Annotated in this window: 17 protein-coding genes; 5 read left to right on the plus strand and 12 right to left on the minus strand. The window is 66.4% G+C overall.

The genetic code is table 11. The annotated features are described in order from the left end of the window. Nucleotides 1–796: 796 nt before the first annotated feature. Together AC30QB_RS07470 and AC30QB_RS07475 are read left to right on the plus strand one after the other, a co-directional pair. Nucleotides 797–2,272 carry an aldehyde dehydrogenase family protein gene (locus AC30QB_RS07470; RefSeq protein WP_489545567.1) on the plus strand — a complete coding sequence of 492 codons (1,476 nt, stop codon included), beginning with the start codon at nt 797–799 and terminating at the stop codon, nt 2,270–2,272. 51 nt (nt 2,273–2,323) lie between these two features. Continuing rightward, on the plus strand, nt 2,324–3,352 hold the full coding sequence (locus tag AC30QB_RS07475; protein WP_489545568.1) for an amidohydrolase family protein: 1,029 nt from the start codon (nt 2,324–2,326) through the stop codon (nt 3,350–3,352). Between the two features lie 64 nt (nt 3,353–3,416). Here the strand turns inward: AC30QB_RS07475 and AC30QB_RS07480 are convergent, their stop codons facing one another. From AC30QB_RS07480 to AC30QB_RS07510, 7 genes are read right to left on the minus strand one after another with little or no spacing between them, the layout of a single operon-like run. Next, complete coding sequence (locus AC30QB_RS07480) at nt 3,417–4,214, minus strand: alpha/beta fold hydrolase (RefSeq protein ID WP_489545569.1); 798 nt, start codon at nt 4,212–4,214, stop codon at nt 3,417–3,419. Nucleotides 4,215–4,261: 47 nt separating this feature from the next. Then, nucleotides 4,262–5,155 (minus strand): SDR family oxidoreductase, encoded by an 894-nt coding sequence (locus tag AC30QB_RS07485; RefSeq protein ID WP_489545570.1) that lies wholly within the window; start codon nt 5,153–5,155, stop codon nt 4,262–4,264. Between the two features lie 19 nt (nt 5,156–5,174). Next, on the minus strand, nt 5,175–5,885 hold the full coding sequence (locus tag AC30QB_RS07490; RefSeq protein ID WP_489545571.1) for an ABC transporter ATP-binding protein: 711 nt from the start codon (nt 5,883–5,885) through the stop codon (nt 5,175–5,177). Further along, nucleotides 5,882–6,634, minus strand: a complete 753-nt coding sequence (locus AC30QB_RS07495; protein WP_489545572.1) for an ABC transporter ATP-binding protein — start codon at nt 6,632–6,634, stop codon at nt 5,882–5,884. Before AC30QB_RS07495 ends, AC30QB_RS07490 begins: the two co-directional genes overlap by 4 nt. Next, nucleotides 6,631–7,653: a branched-chain amino acid ABC transporter permease gene (locus AC30QB_RS07500; RefSeq protein WP_489545573.1), complete on the minus strand. Its 1,023-nt coding sequence runs from the start codon at nt 7,651–7,653 to the stop codon at nt 6,631–6,633. The genes AC30QB_RS07495 and AC30QB_RS07500 overlap by 4 nt, the downstream gene beginning before the upstream one ends. Before the next feature lie 16 nt (nt 7,654–7,669). After that, nucleotides 7,670–8,590: a branched-chain amino acid ABC transporter permease gene (locus tag AC30QB_RS07505; protein ID WP_489545574.1), complete on the minus strand. Its 921-nt coding sequence runs from the start codon at nt 8,588–8,590 to the stop codon at nt 7,670–7,672. Between the two features lie 10 nt (nt 8,591–8,600). Then, nucleotides 8,601–9,785 (minus strand): ABC transporter substrate-binding protein, encoded by a 1,185-nt coding sequence (locus AC30QB_RS07510; RefSeq protein ID WP_489545575.1) that lies wholly within the window; start codon nt 9,783–9,785, stop codon nt 8,601–8,603. Nucleotides 9,786–10,047: 262 nt separating this feature from the next. On the opposite strand from AC30QB_RS07510, the gene AC30QB_RS07515 reads away from it, so the two are divergent. The 3 genes from AC30QB_RS07515 to AC30QB_RS07525 all read left to right on the plus strand — a co-directional run bounded on the left by AC30QB_RS07515 (nt 10,048) and on the right by AC30QB_RS07525 (nt 11,989). Beyond that, entirely contained in the window at nt 10,048–10,641 is a 594-nt protein-coding gene (locus tag AC30QB_RS07515) for a VOC family protein (protein WP_489545576.1), read from the plus strand. A 3-nt stretch (nt 10,642–10,644) separates the two neighbouring features. Then, the gene (locus AC30QB_RS07520) at nt 10,645–10,968 is read left to right on the plus strand and encodes a putative quinol monooxygenase (protein ID WP_489545577.1); all 324 of its coding nucleotides are present in this window, start codon (nt 10,645–10,647) and stop codon (nt 10,966–10,968) included. 115 nt (nt 10,969–11,083) lie between these two features. After that, complete coding sequence (locus AC30QB_RS07525; protein WP_489545578.1) at nt 11,084–11,989, plus strand: LysR substrate-binding domain-containing protein; 906 nt, start codon at nt 11,084–11,086, stop codon at nt 11,987–11,989. A gap of 31 nt (nt 11,990–12,020) precedes the next feature. Here AC30QB_RS07525 and AC30QB_RS07530 read toward each other — a convergent pair whose 3' ends face one another. The 5 genes from AC30QB_RS07530 to AC30QB_RS07550 all read right to left on the minus strand — a co-directional run bounded on the left by AC30QB_RS07530 (nt 12,021) and on the right by AC30QB_RS07550 (nt 19,884). Beyond that, nucleotides 12,021–12,857, minus strand: a complete 837-nt coding sequence (locus AC30QB_RS07530) for a fumarylacetoacetate hydrolase family protein (RefSeq protein ID WP_489545579.1) — start codon at nt 12,855–12,857, stop codon at nt 12,021–12,023. 13 nt (nt 12,858–12,870) lie between these two features. Beyond that, complete coding sequence (locus AC30QB_RS07535; protein ID WP_489545580.1) at nt 12,871–14,532, minus strand: FAD-dependent monooxygenase; 1,662 nt, start codon at nt 14,530–14,532, stop codon at nt 12,871–12,873. A gap of 151 nt (nt 14,533–14,683) precedes the next feature. Then, nucleotides 14,684–15,769, minus strand: a complete 1,086-nt coding sequence (locus AC30QB_RS07540; protein WP_489545581.1) for a porin — start codon at nt 15,767–15,769, stop codon at nt 14,684–14,686. A 459-nt stretch (nt 15,770–16,228) separates the two neighbouring features. Beyond that, on the minus strand, nt 16,229–18,235 hold the full coding sequence (gene tkt / locus AC30QB_RS07545) for a transketolase (RefSeq protein WP_489545582.1): 2,007 nt from the start codon (nt 18,233–18,235) through the stop codon (nt 16,229–16,231). Further along, nucleotides 18,232–19,884 (minus strand): glycoside hydrolase family 43 protein, encoded by a 1,653-nt coding sequence (locus tag AC30QB_RS07550; protein ID WP_489545583.1) that lies wholly within the window; start codon nt 19,882–19,884, stop codon nt 18,232–18,234. Before AC30QB_RS07550 ends, tkt begins: the two co-directional genes overlap by 4 nt. Nucleotides 19,885–19,890 lie beyond the last annotated feature (6 nt).

Raw genomic sequence — 19,890 nt, forward strand, 5'->3', positions numbered from 1 at the left:
TGACGCAAGGACACGGTGTTCTTCTCCTGCCAGACCATGGTTCGCTTCCGGGGCTACGACCCCCAAAGCGTTACCCATGTCCGCGCACACCCGTTACCCATGTCTCCGGTCTAAACAGTCGACAAGAAAAGTAGGCAAAGAAGCGACCCCTGCCGACTCGGCCCTCGCGGTGCGAGGGCTGCCTTGCGCTGCTCGGTCTTTGCGGGTCGGGCAGAACTCGCTGCGCGGCCTGCGGCCGCTGCGCTCAAACAGCTGCCCGAAGTCAGAGGTTGATGCGCGCTGCGCGCGCCCCGCAAAGCCCTGTGCTGCTCAGCTCGTCCGAAGGGGAAGATGACACGCCTCGCTGCGCATCGGCGTCATCCAGACGATGCGCAGCGAGGCGAGTGGTGAAGAAATCGCAGCAGGTGTGCGGCTTGACCCGAGCATGGCGTTGACAGGCCGTAGCTTGTAGCCACGCAGCTGTGACATATGGAGAGCGCCTTTGCTTTGGTTACTTTCATTTGGCGCGACAAATGAAAGTGACTCGCCTGCCGGGGCGACTACCCGGCGCCGACGAACAAGACAGGTAGAAGCCAATACGCGAAGCGGCACGGGCCTTCGATACCTCAGGCTGAGCGGACTGAGCTTGTCGAAGGGTCAGTCTGAGCGGACCAAGCCGACTGGGCCAACTGGGCGGACTAAAGAGCGACCCCGGCAGCCGATGCCATTTACCTATCACCCACCCGTTTGCTTCATCTTCTGAGTTGGCACACCAGAACCGACCATCCCCTCGGTCGCAGACCGCCACCCACAAAACATGACGCAGACCCACGCCACAGAACCCAAAACCTACCGCCAACTCATCGCCGGCGAATGGGCAAACGCCGAAGGTCAGCGCACCTTCGACACCCTGAACCCCTACACCGGCGAAACGTTCGCACGAGTCCCCGCGTCCACCGCCATCGACGCACAGCGCGCCATCACCGCCGCCGACCAGGCGTTCCCCGCGTGGGCCGCGATGGGTGCGCGTGCGCGTCAGGCGCTGTTCCTGAAAGCCGCCGACATTCTCGAGCGCCGTGCCGATGAGCTGGTGCGCCTGATGGCCGAAGAGACCGGTGCTGCCAGCCCGTTCGCACGCTTCCAGATTCAATGGGCGACAGGCCTGCTGCGGCAAGCCGCCGGCTACCCCTATCTTTCCGGCGGCGAGATCGTGCCGTCTGACACCCCCGGCGTGTTCGCGATGGCCCTGCGCAAGCCGCTGGGCGTCGTGGCGGGCATCTCGCCCTGGAACGGCTCGTTGGCGCTGGGCTTTCGCACCATCGTCGCGCCGCTCGCCTGCGGCAACACCGTGGTGTTGAAACCCTCAGAAGACGCTCCCGTTTGTGCCGGCCTGGTGATGGGCGAAATCATGACCGAAGCGGGCTTTCCGCCCGGTGTGCTCAACGTCGTCACGCATGCGCCCGGGGAGGTGGGGCCCATTGCCGACCTGCTGTTCGAAAGCCGCCAGGTGCGCGCCTACAACTTCACCGGCTCATCGGCCACCGGCGCCCTGCTGGCCGCGCGCGCAGGCCAGCACTTGAAGCGCATCGCACTCGAGCTGGGTGGCTACAACCCCATGCTCGTGCTGAAAGACGCCGACCTCGACTACGCCGTCGACACCGCGGTCTTTGCGGCCTTCTTCCACCAGGGCCAGATCTGCATGAACACGCGCAAGATTCTGGTCGACCGCTCGCTGTTCGATGCGTTTTTGCAGCGCTTCGTGGTGCGTGCGAAGGCCATCAAGGCAGGTGACCCATCAGACCCCAAAACCCGCATCGGGCCCTTGATCAACGACCAGGCGGTGGCCAATGTGAAAAGGGGCATCGCGCAAGCCGTGGCCAAGGGCGCGCGGGTGATGGCAGGCGGGTCGTGCACGGGCCGCTGCTTCGAGCCCACCGTGCTCGTGGACGTGCCCAAAGACGCACCCATCCATTGCGAAGAGGTGTTTGGGCCGGTGGTGCTGGTCGAGCCCTTCGACAGTGAAGAAGAGGCGGTGGCAAAGGCCAACGCCACCCACTTCGGCCTGTCGGCATCGATCATGACCGCCGATGTGTGGAGGGGCATACGCCTGGGCGGGCAGATCCAGGCCGGCATGGTCAACATCAACGGCCCGACCATGGGTGGCGAGCCGCAGATTCCCTTCGGCGGGGTCAAGGACAGCGGCTGGGCGCGCTTCGGCAAATGGGCGGTGGACATGTTCACCGACCTCAACCTCGTCACGGTCAGCCAGCACAAGCGCCAGTACCCACTGTGACGCGGCGGCCCACAGACGGCCGCCACGCAAACCCCATTCGAGGAATCAGCTTTGAAGAAGATCGACATTTACAACCACGTCTTGCCGCCCGAGTACTTCGAGCTCGTCAAGGCGCATTCGAAAGACGCCGGTCTCGTGAAGCGCATGGCCGGCCTGCCCCTGTTGTGGGACCTGCAGGCGCGCGCGGCCATGCTGGCAGAGAAGTTTCCCGACGTGGCCCAGGTGCTGACGCTCAGTGCGCCGGCACCCGACATGCTGGGTGACCCGGAGCAAGCTGCCGAGTTCGCCCGCGTGGCCAACGACGGCATGGCCAAAATATGCAAGCAATGGCCCGAGCAGTTTCCAGTCTTCGTGGCCTCGCTGCCGATGAGCAACGTGCCGGCCGCACTGCGCGAGATGGACCGCGCCATCCAGGAGCTCGGTGCACGCGGCGTGCAGGTGATCACCAACGTGAACGGCCGGCCGCTCGACGACCCCGAGTTCTTCCCCGTCTTCGAGGCGATGGCCCTCAAGCACGAGCTGCCGGTGTGGATGCACCCGTTCCGGCCCGGAACGCGCGCCGACTACCCCGGCGAAGAACGCTCCAAGTACGAGATCTGGCAGGTGCTGGGCTGGCCCTTTGAAACCTCGGTGGCGATGTCGCGCATGGTGTTCTCAGGCCTGCTTGAGAAGCTGCCCACGCTGCGCATCATCACCCACCACTGCGGTGGCATGCTGCCCTACTTTGCAGGCCGGGCCGAGTCGCTGTGGGCACAGCTGGGCAGCCGCAGCGCCGACGGCAGCGAGGCCGAGGTGCTGAAGCGCCTGTCCAAGCCGCCCATCGAATATTTCAAGATGTTCTATGGCGACACGGTGCTGGGGGGCTCTACCGCGGCGCTGCGCTGCGGCCTCGATTTCTTCGGCATCGACCATGTGGTGTTCGCGTCCGACTGCCCATTCGACCCCGAAGGCGGCCCCATGTTCATCCGCGAAGGCATGCGCTCCATCGACGAGCTCGGGCTGAGCGAAGGCGACCAGGAAAAGCTCTACCTGGGCAACGCGCTGAAGCTGATGCGCTTGTCGCGGCTGGGGGGCAAGTGAAGACAAGCCGCTCCCAGGCCCACCACCCCCGACACAACAGCCCACCCAGCACAAGCGCCAAATCTCAGCCCTTCACGGCCCCTCGACGCGCGTCGCTTTCTGTCATGAAGGTGGCGAGGGCCTGGTTGAACTCATCTGAGATCTGCTGCGGAAAGTGATGCGGTGACTTGATCACCTGCCAGCGCCCACCGCCCACCGCAGCCACGCGCTCGGCCGTGGCATCGAAGGCCGGGCTCCAGCCGCCCGTCACCACCCACAGCGGAATGCCGGCACGGCGGATCGCGGCCAGCTGCTGCTCCAACACCGACTTTGATGGCAGCTTCAGGCGCGCAATTGCCTTGCCCATGCGCCGCTGCTCTTGCACATCTTGCCCACCGCGTATCTCGGGCGGGATGTTCACCAGCTGCACGAAGCGCTGAATGCGCGTGATGGGTGAGAACGACAGGAACAGCACCTTGAGCATCTGCAGGCCGAAGGCGCGCACCACCGGGTTGTCCATGGCCAGCCGCAGCATGGCGGGCTCGATCAGCGTCAGCGAGCGCACGGCCTCTGGGCGCTTCGCCGCTGCGGCCAGGGCCACGCAGCCACCGAAAGAATGGCCGACCAGGTGTGCGCCCTCGCCGAGCAGCGGTGCAATCAGGTCACCATCGGCCTGCGCGTCATCGGGCCGGCCCGGTGAGGGGCTGAGCCCGTGGCCCGGGCGGTCAGGCACAAGCATCTGCCAGTGTTGCCCGGCCAGGCGCTGTTGCGCGGCAAAGTGGCGGTCGCCGCCCAGCGCGGCGCCCTGGGCGCTGCCATGCACCATCACCACCAGGGGGCCGCTGTGGCCCCAGCGCGTGATGTGAAGAGTGTTTGAGGGCATGAAGGCTCCGTGTGGTGATGTGATCAGCTGGCGGGTCTGGCTGGGCATCATGACAGCGCACCTGCCGCACGCACCGCCTCGAAGGCCGCGTGCTGGCGGCGCGCGTAAGCCTCGAAGCTGGTGGGCTCGCGCCGCAGCAGCCAGCGCAGCACGTTGGGGTTGCCGATGAAGTCGTGGCTGCTGTAGCGCGTGGTGATGGCGTGCAGCACGCGCGCCTGGTGCGCGAACTGGCTGGCATCGCCCTCGCCCACCCAAGCCTTGAGGTAAGCGTCGGCGGCGATGCGCTCGACAGCAATGCACCGGCCCAGCACGCGCGAGAGAATTTCGCCCAGCTCGTGCGCGGTGTAGCGCCCCGGGCCCACCAGCTCGTAGGTGGCGCCGGCGTGGCACTCGCTGTCGGTGAGCGCCATCACCGCCACATCGGTCACGTCGCCCAGGTCGACCAACGACTGCCTGCGCTCCAGCGACCAAGACAACTGAAACACGCCGCGCTCGAACACCGGCTTGAGCTTGAGCGGCAGCATGTAATTCGAGGGCTGCAGGATGGTGAATTCGAGGCCAGAAGACAGCAGGTGCTCTTCAACGTCACGCTTGATCTCGTGCTGCACCAGCTCGGTGGTGATGGCGTGCAGCACCGAGCTCAACACGAAGTGCTTCACGCCTTCGGCGCGCGCGGCATCGACCACGGCAAAACCCATCTCGCGCTCGCGCGGGTGGAGGGTCGGGCCCACGTGGTAGACCTTCTCCACGCCGCAAATGGCGCGCGCCAACACGGCGGGCTCGCTGATGTCGCCCACCACCACCTCGTGCACACCGAAGGCGCGCAGCTGCACGGCCGAGGCCTGGCTCTGCACGCAGGCCCGCACCAGCTGGCCGGCAGCCAACAGCTTGGGAATGAGCAACTTGCCCTGGTTGCCGCGGGCAGCGGTTACGAGAATCATGGTGTGCCGGGCTGCTTGTTCAGACGCCCACGTGCGCTTGCAGCAGCTCGGGCCGGGCTCGCAGCTCGTCGGAGCGGCCGCCCCACACCACGCGGCCTTTTTCCACAATGAAGTGCCGGTCGGCCAGGCCCATCAGCGGGCCGATGTTTTTGTCGATCACGATCAGCGACAAACCCTCTTGCTTGAGCCGCGTCAGGCAAGCCCAGATCTCGGCGCGTATGAGTGGCGCCAGGCCTTCGGTCGCTTCGTCGAGGATCAAAAGCTTGGGGTTGGTCATCAGCGCGCGGCCAATGGCGAGCATCTGCTGCTCGCCACCCGAGAGGTTGCAGCCCAGGTTGCGCTCGCGCTCTTGCAGGCGCGGGAACATGGCGTACACGCGTGCCAGCGTCCAGGGCGCGCTGCGGTGCAGTCGGTTGCCCGCGGTGGCCACCAGGTTTTCGCGCACCGACAGGTTGGGGAAGATGCGCCGCCCCTCTGGCACCAGGCCGATGCCGCTGCGCGCCACCTGGTAGGCAGCGCGGCCCGTGATGTCGCGGCCCTGCAGCGTGATGCGGCCTTTCTTCGGCGCCACCCAGCCGGTGATGCTCTTTACCGTGGTCGATTTGCCCATGCCGTTGCGGCCGATCAGGGTCACGACCTCGCGTTCGTTCACGTCGAAGCTCAAACCGAAAAGCGCCTGGCTGGCGCCATAGTGCGTCTCGATGCCGTCGACTGCCAGCAAGCTCGTCATGCGGGCTCCAGCTGGTCGCCCAGATAGGCCAGGCGCACCTCGGGGTCGCTGCGGATCTGCTCGGCCGTACCGCAGGCGATGGGCCGCCCGTAGACCATCACGGTGATGCGGTCGGCCAGCGCGAAAACGGCGTCCATGTCGTGCTCCACCAGCACGATGGCGCAGTGCCCCTTGAGCTGGCGCAGCAGCTGCACCATGTGCGCCGACTCGTGGTGGCTCATGCCGGCCATGGGCTCGTCGAGCAGCATCACCTTGGGCTTCAGCGCGAGCGTCATGGCCAGCTCGAGCTGGCGCCGCGCGCCGTGCGCGAGGGCCGCCACCCGGGTGCCCGCCTGCGCCGCCAGGCCCACCTGTTCCAGCAAGGCGTGGGCCGGTTGCACCAGGCTTGCATCTTTCAGCACAGGCCGCCAGAACGAGAAGCTGTGACCGCTTGCGCCCTGCACCGCCAGCATCACGTTTTGCAGCGCAGTGAACTCATGGAAGACCGAAGTGATCTGGTAGCTGCGCGCAATGCCGCGCCGCGCCCGCACCTGCACCGGCTCGTGTGCCACCTCCACGCCGTAGAGTTGAATGCTGCCTTCGTCGGGCAGAAACTCGCCCGAGAGCTGGTTGATGAGCGTCGTCTTGCCGGCACCGTTGGGGCCGATGACGGCATGGATCTCGCCGGCCTTCACTTCCAGGTCGAGGCGGTCGTTGGCGGTGAGGCCGCCGAAGCGTTTGACCAGGCCTTGCACGCGCAGTGCTGTCATCGGCCGGCCTCCTCGTCGCGCCTGACCAGCACGCCGTAGAGGCCGTCTTTCAGCGCGATGGCCACCACCACAACCACCAGGCCCAGCACACCCAGCCAGTGGCTGCGCACGAACTCATCTGCCACACCCACGCCAGACCCGAATGACGACAGCAGCTCTTCGAGCGTGAGCCAGACGACGGCGCCGAGCATGGGGCCTACCAGTGTGCCCACGCCGCCCAGCACCACCATCAACACCAGGTCGCCCGAGGCCACCCAGTGCATGTAGGACGGCGACACGAAACGCGTGAGGTTGGCCAGCAGCATGCCGGCCAGCACGCACACCAGGGCCGAAATCACATAGGCGGTGAGCTTGACCTGCAGCGTGGGGAAGCCCAGCGCCCGCATGCGCCTCTCGTTGGAGCGGCAGCCGCGCAGCACCATGCCGAAGCGCGCATGCACCAGCCGGTGCAGCCCGAGCAGCACGCCCATCAGCAGCGCAAAGATCAGGTAGTAGAGAACGACGCTGTCGTTGAGGTCGATGAAGCCAAAGTCGCTGCGGGCCGGCAGCGGCATCCCATCGTCGCCACCGTACTGCTTGAGGCTGACCGCGAGAAAGTAAAACATCTGCGCGAAGGCCAGCGTGATCATGATGAAGGCCACGCCGCCGGTGCGCAGGCACACGAAGCCGATGAGCGCGGCGCACAGCGCGCCCACCGCCAGCGCGCAGGCCAGATGCACCCAGCCGTTGGCGATGCCGTGGTGCGACAACAGGCCCACCACATACGCCCCCAGGCCGATGTAGAGCGCATGGCCGAAGCTCACCATCGCGCCGTAGCCAAGCACCAGGTTGAGCCCGGTGGCGGCCAGCGCAAAGATCATCATGCGCGACACCAGGGTGACGTAGAAGCTCTGCCCGGCCCAGGCCGACAGCAGCGGCACCGCCGCCAGCAAGAGGATGAGGGCTGCGGCGACCACGGCGCGCAGCGACAGCCGCATGCGTGGCGCGCGCGGCGTGGCCACAGTGTCCAGAGGTGCCATGCTCAGGCCGCGTGCATCAGCCATGCTTCACCGGGAACAGGCCAGCCGGCCGCACCGCGAGCACCACCGCCATCAAGAGGTAGATCAGCATCGACGCAATGGCCGGCCCCGCGGCCTGCGCCACCCCGCGCTCGACCACCTCGCGCAGCAAGCTGGGCATGAAGGCGCGCCCCATGGTGTCGACCGTACCCACCAGCAGCGCACCGTAGAAGGCACCGCGAATGGAGCCGATGCCGCCGGTGACGAGCACCACCAGCGTGAGAATCAAAATGGGTTCGCCCATGCCGGGTTGCACGGAGAGTATGGGCCCGGCCATGACGCCGGCCAGGCCCGCGAGCGCAGCCCCCACGCCGAACACCAGCGCGTTGAGCCGGGTGATGTTGACGCCCAGCGCGGCCACCATGGCGCTGTCAGACGCGCCGGCCCGTATCAGCATGCCCAGGCGCGTCTTGTGTACCACGAGATAGAGCGCCGCGCCCACCGCAAGGCCGGTGCCGATGATGGCGAAACGGTAGGCCGGGTAGGCCACGCCGAACAGGTCCACCGTGCCCGAGAGCGCCTCGGGCGCGTTCATGAAAATCGAGGCCTGGCCCCAGACCATGCGTGCCAGCTCGTTGAAGACCAGGATCACGCCGAAGGTGGCAAGCACCTGGTAGAGGTGGTCGCGCGCATAGAGCCGCGCCAGCACCACCCGCTCCAGCAGCAGGCCGAGCAGCAGGCTGCCCGCCACCGCGGCCGCCACGGCCAGCAGGAAGGAGCCGCTCCAGTCGTACGCCGTGGCACCGAAGTACGCGCCTATCATGAACAGCGAGCCATGCGCCAGGTTGATCACATTCATGATGCCCAGCACCAGCGTGAGCCCGGCCGACAGCAGGAACAGCAGCACGCCGAGCTGGAACCCGTTCAGCAACTGGGTGAGCAGCAACGAAAACGTCATGGCCGCAGCTTCACTTCAGCGGGCACAGCGCGTGGTAGGCGTCTTGGTGGTCTTTCAGCGGTGTGCCGATGGTCTTCAGGCTGACCCGGTCTTTCGCGTCCTTCGCCACCTCGAAGGCGTACCAGTCGTTGATCGGGAAGTTGTTGTTGCCAAACTTGAGCACGCCGCGCACCGACTTCGGGTTGCCTGCCTTGAGTGCCGCCATCAGGGCCGGCTTGTTGGCCACATCGCCCTTCACGCGGGTGAAGGCCACGTCGATCAACAGCGCCGAATCGAAACCCTGCGCCGCAAAGTTGGACGGAATGCGGCCGTACTTCTTCTCGAAGGCCTCGACGAACGCATGGCTCACCGCGTTGTCGGTGTCAGGTGCCCAGACGTGGGTGCTGATGAGGCCCAGTGCCGACTCCTTCAGCGACGGCAGGGTGGTGCCATCGAGCATGCCCGAGGTCTGCAGCGGAATGGTCTTGGCCAGGCCCGCCTGCTGGTACTGGCGAATGAAATTGACCGACAGCGCACCGGGGAAGAAGGCGTACACCGCATCGGGCTTGGCAGCGGCAATCTGGGCGATCTCGGCCGAGTAATCGGGCTGGCCCATGCCGGGCAAAAGCTCTTCGAGCACAGTGCCTTTGTAGGTGCGCTTGAAGCCTTGCAGCGCGTCTTTGCCCGCCTGGTAGTTGGGCGCCAGCAGCACCATGCGCTTGTAGCCCTTGTCGCTGGCGTACTTGCCGGCGGCTTCGGCGTGGCCGTCGTTTTGCCACGAGGCGATGAACTGGTAGGGCGAGCACTGCGCGCCGGCAATCGCCGATGGGCCCGCGTTGCCACCCACCAGGAACACCTGCTTCTCGGTGATGAGCCGGTGCACCGCCATCATCACGTTGGAGCCGATCACGCCGGTGATGATGGGCGTGCCTTCCTTTTCGATGAACTTCTGCGCGATCTGCAGACCCACATCGGGCTTGAACTGGTCGTCTTCCTTGAGCACCTGCACTGGCACGTTGCCGAGCTTGCCGCCGCGCTGCTCGACGGCCAGCATGAAGCCGTCATAGACATCTTGACCCAGCGTCCCGATGGGCCCGGAGAAGGTGCCGAGAAAGCCGATCTTGACCGGTGCCTGCGCCTGCGCCGGGCCCGCCAGGGCCGAGCCGCAGCCGAGTATCACGAGAGCAACGGCCTTGCAAAATCTGGTCGTGAGCATGTGTCTCCTTTGATGCTTTTGTGTGCCTGAAGCGGCTGCATCGTAGGCACAGGCCAGCGCTCTCAGAAGATGCCAAAACGGGCTTCTCGATAAGCGCGCGGCATCGGCCGCACCGCCACGCCGCAGCAGCGAGAGCGATGCCGAAAGCGCATCGAAGCCCCCGTTTCTCCATCTTCATCGGCAGCAGGGGGGCGACCTAGCATTCCGTCGCACCCGCAGGCGGATTGCCGCGGGCAGACCCCACAACAATTGGAGATATGCCATGACACAGGCCGCGCTAAGCGCCCCCAACCTGATGTTCAGCCACATGGGCCTGAGCGTGAAGAACGTGCCGGCGATGGAGCGCTTTTACACACAGGTGCTGGGCTTCACCGTCACCGACCGCGGCCATGCCGGCGGCATGGACCTGGTGTTCCTGTCGCGCAGCCCGCAAGACCACCACCAGATCGTGCTGGCCAGCGGCCGGCCTGACGAGCTGCCGCCCAATACCGCCAACCAGCAGTTTGGCCCCAGCATCAACCAGATCTCTTTCAAGATGGGCACGCTGGACGATCTGCGCGAGATGAAAACGCGCCTCGAAGGCAACGGTGCGAGCGACCTCTTCCCTGCCAATCACGGCGTGGCCTGGAGCATCTACGCCCACGACCCCGAAGGCAACAACCTTGAGTTCTTCGTCGACACCGAGTGGTACTTCCCGCAGCCCTTCTTGCTGCCGCTGGACTTCAGCCATTCAAACAGCGAGATCGTGGCGCAGACCAAGACCATGTGCGAAACCCAGCCCGGCTTCCTGCCCTATGGTGACTGGCGCACGAAGATCGCCCGTCGCATGACGCCCTACATTCCGGCGCAGGCCTGAGCCATGTGGGTACGCTCCGCATTCTGGGTGGGTGCACCCAAGCCCGGTCAAGAAGAATCGTTCCAGTCGCAGATGAACCGCACGGTGGTGCCGGCCATGCGTGCACTGCCCGGCGTGCGCAATGCCAGGGCCCTGTGGCCGCGCGTGCGTGAAGACGACCCACCGGCCATTGCATGCCAGATCGTGGTCGAGTTCGACAGCCGGGCCGACCTGGAGCAAATGCTCGCCTCGCCCGAGCGGCGCGCGCTGCGGCCCGAGGTGCTGGCGGCGATTGCGATGTTCGACGGCAAGTTCAGCCACATCGAGTACGAGGCAGGTGCCGACTGAGTGGTCATTCCGCCTCCCCTCCCAGGGATCGCACGGGCTCAGAATGAACACGAGTTCACGTTAGCCTTGTGAGAGCGATGACCAAATCTGATCGCTCGACCCGAGGTACCCATCGATGAAGCTCAACTCCCTGCGAGATTTCATGGCCGTGGCCGAGCGCGGCAGCCTGCGCGCCGCGGCACGCCAGCTAGAGGTGACCCAGCCGGCGATCACCCGCAGCATTCAAGAGCTTGAAAAAGAGCTCGGCGTGGTGCTGTTCGAGCGCCGCGCCAAAGGCGTGTCACTGACCAAGATGGGCGAGGTGTTCTTGCGCCGCTCCAAGGCCGTGCGCGGCGAGCTGGCGCGTGCGCAAGACGAGCTCGACCAGCTGCGCGGCGAGATCCACGGCCACGTCACGGTGTGCCTGTCAGGGGTGGCCCACATGGCCATGCTGCCCAATGCACTGGCTGACTTTCGCAAGCGCTACCCCGACGTCACGCTCGAAATCATCGATTCACTGCTGCCCAGCGTGGAAGGCGAGCTGAAGGACGGCATCATCGACTGCTACGTGGGCCCCACGCTCGACGATGTGTCGGGCGAGCTGTCGGCCGAGAAGCTGTTCGACAGCGTGCGGGTGATCGTCGGACGCCAAGGCCACCCGCTGGCACAGGCACGCTCGCTGCGCGACCTGGTCAACGCCGAGTGGGTCACCACCTCCGTCACCTACCGCGCCGAAGAAGAGCTGGGGCCGCTGTTTGCAAGCCACGGCCTGCCACCGCCGCGCGCGATCGTGCAGGCGCGCTCGGCGCTCACCTTCCTCTTCACCGTGGCCTACTCAGACCTGCTGATGCTGCTGCCCATTCAGTGGACGCAGGCGCCGCTCTTTCGCCACGCGCTGCAGCGCATACACGTCGAAGAGCACCTGCCCTCGCCGCCGATCTGTATCGTGCGGCGCACGAGCTTGCCGCTTACGCCGGCGGCCGAGTACTTCTGCGACATGATGCGGCGCGCGGCCGGCCACCGGGACGCGCTGATGCGCTGAGGGCTCGCGCGGCCGCCCCCCGCGCCACGCCTCAAACGACGCGCTGGCGCTGCTGGCCCAGCGGCCCACCCGACAACGTCATCACGTCGCCGCGCTTCAAAAAGGTGGGCGGCTTCATGCCCAGGCCCACACCCGACGGCGTGCCGGTGATGACCACGTCGCCCGGCAGCAGCGTCATGAAGCGGCTCAGGTAAGACACGATCTCGGCCACGCTGAAGATCATGTCGGCGGTGCTGCTGCGCTGGCGCAGCTCGCCGTTGACCGACAGCTCCAGCATCACGTCTTGCGGGTTGGGCAGCTCGTCGGTGGTGACCAACCAGGGGCCTATGGGGCCGAAGCCGTCGAAGCTCTTGCCCTTGGTCCACTGGCCGCCGCGCTTGATCTGCCAGTCGCGCTCAGACACATCGTTGGCCAGCACGTAACCGGCCACGCGCGACAAGGCCTGCTCGGCCGACACCTGTCGCGCCACGCTGCCGATGACGATGCCGAGCTCGATTTCCCAGTCGCCTTGCAGTGCGCCTTCGGGCAGCACCACGTCGTCGTTCGGCGCGGCCAGTGAAGTGATGGCCTTGGTGAACACCACCGGCTCGGCCGGCACCTCAAGGCCCGCTTCCATCGCATGCTTGCGGTAGTTGAGGCCGATGGCCACGAACTGACGGCTGCCCGCCACCGGCATGCCGATGCGCGTGTCTTCACTCAGCAGCGGCATGCGGTTGAGGTCGATGCAGGTGAGCGCATGCAGCTTGGCTGGTGACAGCCATTCGGGCGTGAGGTCGGGCACCAGCAGCGAGAGGTCACGCATGCGGCTGTGGGCGTCGAGTGCACCGGCTTTTTCTTGGCCCAGCGGGCCATGGCGGAAGAGCTTCATGTGGTTTCCTGTTTCATGTGGTTTCGTTGAGGAGGTCTTGGGCAATCGTGGGGCGGCCGGTGCTGTGCAGCAGCACCTGCAGGCCGTTGTCGGGCCAGGCGTCGCCGCGCCAGGCCACGTGTTGGTCGGGGCGGATGAGCGCGTAGCGTGCGCGGTACAGGTCGCGCAGCGCGGGCTCGCGCGGCTGCACCACCCGCAAAGGCACTTGCGCGCGATGCGCTGCCTGGCGCACGGCATCGATCTCCGCGGGCCTGGAGCCATCGGTCACGAGCAGCGTGAAGCCAGGGCCGAAGTGGTCGTAAAGCGATGTGCCGTCGTGCAGCCATGCGTGCGGCGCCAGGTGGCCAGGCCGGGCCGATGGCACGTAGTTGAGAAAGTCGGGCGGCGCCGCCTCGCTGCCATCGCCCGTGATCACAGGCGAGTCGTCATAGCGGTAGCCCAGCACCACACCCAGGGTGTTGAACTCGCGCAGCTTGGCCGCAGCCACGCGCGCACCCACCTCGCGCCGCAGTGCCGCGCCGCGCTCGTCGTCGTCTTCCAGGCCGTCTTGCCAGAGCTGGTTGCCCAGCGTGGCGTGGTTGGCCACGGCCTCGTCCATCACATAGCGGTGCACCGGGCCGCGCTCGCGCTCGTAGCTGTCGAGCAGGCGAGCGCCGCCCCAGCCCTGCAGCACGGCAGCGAGCTTCCAGCCCAGGTCAACCCCATCGGCCACGCCCATGTTCATGCCGTAGCCACCCATGGGCGGGTGCAGGTGGCAGGCGTCGCCGGCGAGAAAGACACGGCGGTCGCGGTAGCGGTCGGCCACCAGCCGGCTGGCCACCCATTCGTCGGCACTCAGCACCTCGTAGGGCAGGTCGATGCCGGTGGCTTTGCGGATCAGGTCGGGGGCCTGACCGGGCTCGAGCTTCGTGCCGTCGGCCACGCCGGTGGGCATGAAGAACCACTTGTCGCCCCGGTCCATGGGGCCCACGATGCTGGGCACATCGGCGTTGACCTGCCAGTACATGATGGCCGGGCCATGGCGGTGCGCCTGCGCCAGGCCGGGCGCATGAAAGACGATGTTGTAGTTGCGCGAGAGGCCGTAGTGGCCTTGCATGCGTGCGCCTATGGCATCGCGGATGGCACTGCGCGCGCCGTCGGCACCCACCAGGTAGTCGCAGCGCACGGTGAACTCGGTGCCGCTGGCCTCGTCGCGCACGCGGGCCTGCACCTGTTGGCCGTCTTGCTCCATGCCGCGCATCTCGCAGCTGAAGCGAATCTGCACGCTGGGCAGCGTCTGCGCATGGGCGCGCATCACCTCTTCCACCGAGTACTGCGGTATCCACTGCGCATGCTCGGAATAGAAAGGGTTCTTGCCGGGTGCGCAGTACAGCGCATTCTCGAAGCGGGCCAGCTCGTGCCCGGCCAGGCGAGTGACGAAGAGCACGTTAGAGGGGTAGTCAATGCCCAGCGGCGACGCCGCGCGCAGATGGCCTGCAATGCCCCAGCGCCGCAGGTGCTCACGGGTGCGCACGTTGGTGGTTTTGGCCCGCGGGGCGAAGCCGACGCGCGGGTTGCGCTCGACCAGCAGGCAGGCGATGCCGCGCTGCCCCAGCTCGATCGCCAGAGCGAGGCCGGTCGGGCCCGCGCCAATGATGAGCACCTGCTTTTGCAGCACGGCCTTGTTGTTGTCCACGCCATCCCTCTGTCGAAATGCTGAAGGACTCGATGCTAGGCAAGCACCTGCATCAGGCCCAGATTCCAAAAACACTGCAGCGATGCCGAACTGGGCATCGCTGCAAGGGAGCGATGCCCGCGGCGAATCGCCTCCCGGTGTTGTGTGAGTCTCAGAACACGTGACGCATGCCGAGCTGCAGGCCCGTCACGGTGGCGCCTGCAGTGGGCAGGCCAGCGCCAGCAGAGTCGAGGCGCGACGGCCACAGGCCGAAGGCCGCGTTGCCGTGGTTGGTTTGGCGCGCGCCGCCCACATAGACCAGCGTGCGCTTGGACAAGAAGTGCGTGTACTGCAACGCAAAGGTGCTCGCATCGGAATTGGCCGCGTCTTCCACATCGCGGCGCAGCACCGAGGTGGCGATCTCGCCCGCGCCCACGGGAATGCTGGCGCCCAGCATGCCGCCTCTCATACCGGTCGAGCCGTCGACCTGCGTCTTGATGTAGAAGCTGTGCAGCTTGATGGCATCGAAGCGATAAGTCGCGCCGAGCTCCCAGGTCGTCTCGTCTACGCCCACCTGGGCCGGCTGGCCCACGGCCGCACCTGCCACCTTGACACGCGAATAGGCGGCGCCGACGAAAAGGCGGTCACTTGAGAAGTCGAGGCTCGCACTCAGCGGCCGGCCACCCGGCGCCGCGCCCTCGGTGGCCGCCACCAGCAGCCGCGCAGAGACGCCGCCCAGCGTGGGGCTGAGGTACTGCAGCGAGTTGTTGTACTGCACCGGGTAGCCGAGGATGCCCGCCAGCCCTTGCTGGAACATCGGGAAGATGGCCCCGGTGTTGCTGCGCCGGAAGGGGTCCAGCCTGGTGGTGAGGATCAGTGCGGGCGTGTACTGGCTGCCGATTTGCAGCGTGCCGATCGAGTTGCTGCCCAGGCCGACCCAGGTCTCGCGGTTCCAGAATTGCGGGGGCACAGAGGCCGCGCCGGTGTCGGCGTTGAAGCCGTGCTCCATCTTGAAGGAAGCGCGCATGCCGCCTCCCAGGTCTTCGGTGCCACGAAAGCCCAACCACGAGGTGTCGCTCGACACGTACTTGGCATTCTTCGCCGAGGCTGTGGCGGTGGCGCCAAAGCGGTGGTAATTGGCCGACATGTCGATGCGGCCGTAGATCTGGGCACTGCTGGTCTGCGCCATGGCGAAGGCCGGCAAGGCGGCGACAGGGAGGGCGAAAAGTGCTGTCGCCAGCGAACGGGTTGTTTTCATCATCAGTCTCCGGGGTGGTAAAGCAGGCATGCAGCGGCTGCACCACTGGCGCACAGGCGTCAGGGGCTCAACGGCATCGGGGTTAGTGAATGGCGACGTGCCTCAGCCGAACCCCGTTCGCCCTGGGCTTGTCTCAGGGTGCGCAGTGCACCGCGCCGGCTTCTACAGGCTCAGCCCGAACGGAAAAGGCAGGCCTGCTCTGATGGCTGCCTGCACCGCACGCCGACTTGGCGCACGCGTGAGTACCCTCTTTGTTGCTGTGAGATGAATGCTAGGGTGCTCTCTGCCTGGGCGGCAGATGGTGAAAGCGTCAGCCCGATGCCGCGACTGCATCGAAGGTGCTTCGGGGCAAGCTCAGCCGAACTCCGTACGTCCGTACGCCGCGAACGGATTTTCTAGCTCAGGGCAAACAGATTTTCTGGCTCAACTCAAACGGACAGGCGCTGGAGCTGAGGCACGTCACCGATCCGTCAGACCCAGAGCCTCCAGCACCGCGGCGCTCACGCGCTCTGCTGTGATGCCGAAGTGCTTGAAGAGTTCAGGTGCGGGCGCCGATTCGCCGAACGTCGAAATGCCAACAACCCTGCCTTCGAGACCCACGAATCGGTACCAGCCTTCGGGGTGGCCGGCTTCCACCGCCACGCGTGGCACGCCGGGAGGCAGCACGGCCGCCCGATAGGCCGCCGGCTGCGCATCGAAGGCAAACACCGAGGGCATGGACACGACACGCACCCCATGGCCCTGCGCTTCAAGCGCATCGGCCGCCGCAACGGCAAGGCTGACTTCGGAGCCTGTGGCGATCAGCACCGCACGCAAGGCTGTGCCCTCGCGCCTGAGCATGTACCCGCCTCGCGCCACACTCGACAAGGCCTCGGCGTCGCGCGGCTGGTGCTTGAGGTTTTGACGCGACAGCACCAGCGCGGTCGGGTGATCGCACGACAGCAGTGCTTGCTGCCAGGCCACCAGTGTTTCGACGGCGTCGCAAGGCCGCCAGAGGTCGAAGTTGGGGATCATGCGCAGCGTGCCGGTCTGCTCCACCGGCTGATGCGTCGGGCCGTCTTCTCCCAGCCCGATGGAGTCGTGGGTAAACACGTAGATGGGCGCGATCTTCATCAACGCCGCCATGCGCAAGGCATTGCGCGCGTACTCCGAAAACATCAGGAACGTACCGGCAAACGGCCGCACACCGCCATGCAGCACCAGCCCATTGAGGATGGCGGCCATGCCGAACTCGCGCACGCCGTAGTGCAGGTAGTTGCCGCCGTCACCGCGGGTCAGCGCGCGGCAGCCCTTCCATTGCGTGAGGTTCGACGGTGCCAGGTCTGCTGAGCCGCCCACCAGCTCGGGCAACTCGGCGCTCAAAAGCTGGATGGTGTTTTGCGACGCCTTGCGCGTGGCAATCGTCTCGACCTTCGCCGCGACAGCCTCCAGCTGCGCCTGCAAGCCAGCCACGAAGGCCGGGGGCAGCTTGCCCGACAAGCGTCGCGACAGCTCGGCGGCCAGTGCCGGGTGCGCGCGCCGGTAGGCCACCATTGTCTCGACCCACGCGGCTTCGGCACGCTGGCCAAGCGTGTTCGCGCTCCAGGCCGACGAGACATCGGGCGGAATCTCGAACGGGGCATGCGGCCAGCACAGGGCCGCGCGCGTGGCGGCGATCTCGGCATGACCCAGCGGCGAGCCGTGGCATTCGTGTGTGCCCGCCTTGGTTGGTGCCCCTTGGCCGATCACGGTCTTGCAGCAAATCAGCGTGGGGCGCTGGGTGTCGGCCTTGGCCGCTTCGATGGCCGCGCTGACCACCGCCGCATCGTGCCCATCCACATTGGCAATCACCTGCCAGCCGTAGGCGCGAAAGCGCGCCGGCGTGTCGTCGGTGAACCAGCCCTGCACATCGCCGTCGATGGAAATGCCGTTGTCGTCGTAGAACGCGATCAGCTTGCCCAGGCCCCAGGTGCCGGCCAGCGAGCAAGCTTCGTGGCTGATGCCTTCCATCAGGCAGCCGTCACCAAGGAACACATAGGTGTGGTGGTCCACCACCGCCATGCCTTCGCGGTTGAACTCGGCGGCGAGCATCTGCTCGGCCAGCGCCATGCCCACTGCATTGGCCAGCCCCTGGCCCAGCGGGCCGGTTGTGGTTTCGACGCCGGGGGTGTAGCCGCGCTCGGGGTGCCCTGGCGTGCGCGAATGCAGTTGGCGAAAGCGCTTCAGTTCCTCGATCGGCAGGTCGTAGCCGGTGAGGTGCAGCAAGGCGTACAGCAGCATCGAGCCGTGGCCGTTGGACAGCACGAAGCGGTCACGGTTGGCCCAACCCGGGTTCGCCGGGTTGTGCCGCAGGTGGCCGTGCCACAGCGCCACCGCAATGTCGGCCATGCCCATGGGCATGCCGGGGTGGCCGGAGTTGGCCTGCTGCACAGCATCCATGGCCAGCGCGCGGATGGCATTCGCCATGTCTTTCAGCGTCGCGCTCATGCCGACAAGACCTGGTAGTTGAAGTAGTCGAAGTCGGCATGCAAGCGCAGGCCCGCCAGGTCCTGGCAGGCGAGGCCGATGAAGTTACCGGTGAAGCCAAAGCTGCGCGCGAAGCCGTTGACAAAGCGCGTGGCGTGTTCGTCGGACAGCATGGCCGCGGGCAAGGGGTCACCGAACATTTCCCAGCGCCCTTCGGCCAGCGCATACGAGAACTGCAGGCGCTCGCCCTCGAAGCGCAGACGCAGCAACACGCGCGGTGCGTCGCCGATCGGCACGGCAAGCGCAGGCTCGCTCAGCGCACCGTCGTCGTTCACCGACAGCCGCAGCACCCTGCCCTGCACCGCTTCGTCGTACGTGACGTGCAGGTAGGCGTGGTTCTGCGTGTTGTAGTACGCCACCAGACCTGCCATCTGCTGGAACACCGTGGGCGAGAACGCCACCACCGTCTCGGCCTCGCAATCAAAGTGCTGCTGGCGCCGTGCCACCAGGCTTTGCTCGAAGGTGGACATCAGCGAGGCGCGGCCCACCAGGCGCAGGTGGCCGGGCCGGGCCTTGAGCGACATCCACGAGGCCTCGAAAGGCTCGCGCAACGAGTTCCAGTGGCCGGACAGGCCCGGGGCGTCGAAGTCGTCGCGCGTAGGCTCACGCGCTACCGGCGCTGCTGGCAGCGCGGGCGCGGGCGGCGTGGTCTCGGGCGCCGAGCCGCCGTGCGCCAGGCGCAGCCAGCCCTCGGGTGTCCATTCCACCCGCTGCAGGCCAGTCTCGCGGCCAAGTGGGCTGTGCAGTGTGTCGTAATCTGCAGCGCTGGCCTGCTGGGGCGCGTTCTCGCGCCATTCGAGCGGCCGGCTGCACAGGTGGGCGATGTACCACTCGCCGTTGCCGGCATCGACCAGGCTCGCATGGCCGGCACGCTGCAAGCCCGAGGGTGAGGCCTGGCGCGCGGTGAGCAGCGGGTGATGAGGACTCACCGCGTACGGCCCGTCGATACAGCGCGATCGCGCGAGCGTCACCGCGTGCTCGTAGAAGGTGCCGCCTTCTGCCGTCATCAGGTAGTACCAGCCGTCGCGCTTGTAGAGGTGCGGGCCTTCCACCACGCCGAGTGAGGTGCCAGCGAAGATGTTCTTCACCGGGCCTGCCAGCGCTTGCTTCTCGTGGCTGTATTCCTGAAGCAAGATGCCGAGGAATGGGTTGTGCCCAGCGCGGTGATCCCACTGCTGGCTGGTCACCCAACTGCGGCCATCGTCGTCATGAAACAGGGACGGGTCGAAGCCGCGGCTGTGCAGGTAAATGGGCTCCGACCAGGGGCCGCTCGGGTGCGCTGCCGTCACCACGTAGTTGGGCGTGTCCTTGTAGGCCCCGGCCAGGCTGCGCACGTTGGTGAACACCATGTAGAACACACCGTCGCGATGGCTCAGGCAGGGTGCCCAGATGCCGCAGGAGTCAGGGCTGCCGCGCATGTCTAGCTGGCTGCGCCGCGTGAGCGCATACGACAGGTGCTGCCAGTGCACCAGGTCGCGCGAGTGGTGGATGCGCACGCCCGGCCACCACTCGAAGGTGGAAGTGGCGAGGTAGAAGTCGCGCCCCACCCGCAGGATGGACGGGTCTGGGTGGAAGCCCGGAAGCACCGGGTTTTGGATGACCGTTGTCATGTGATG

Source organism: Rhizobacter sp. (assembly GCF_046595475.1).
GTDB lineage: Bacteria > Pseudomonadota > Gammaproteobacteria > Burkholderiales > Burkholderiaceae_C > Rhizobacter.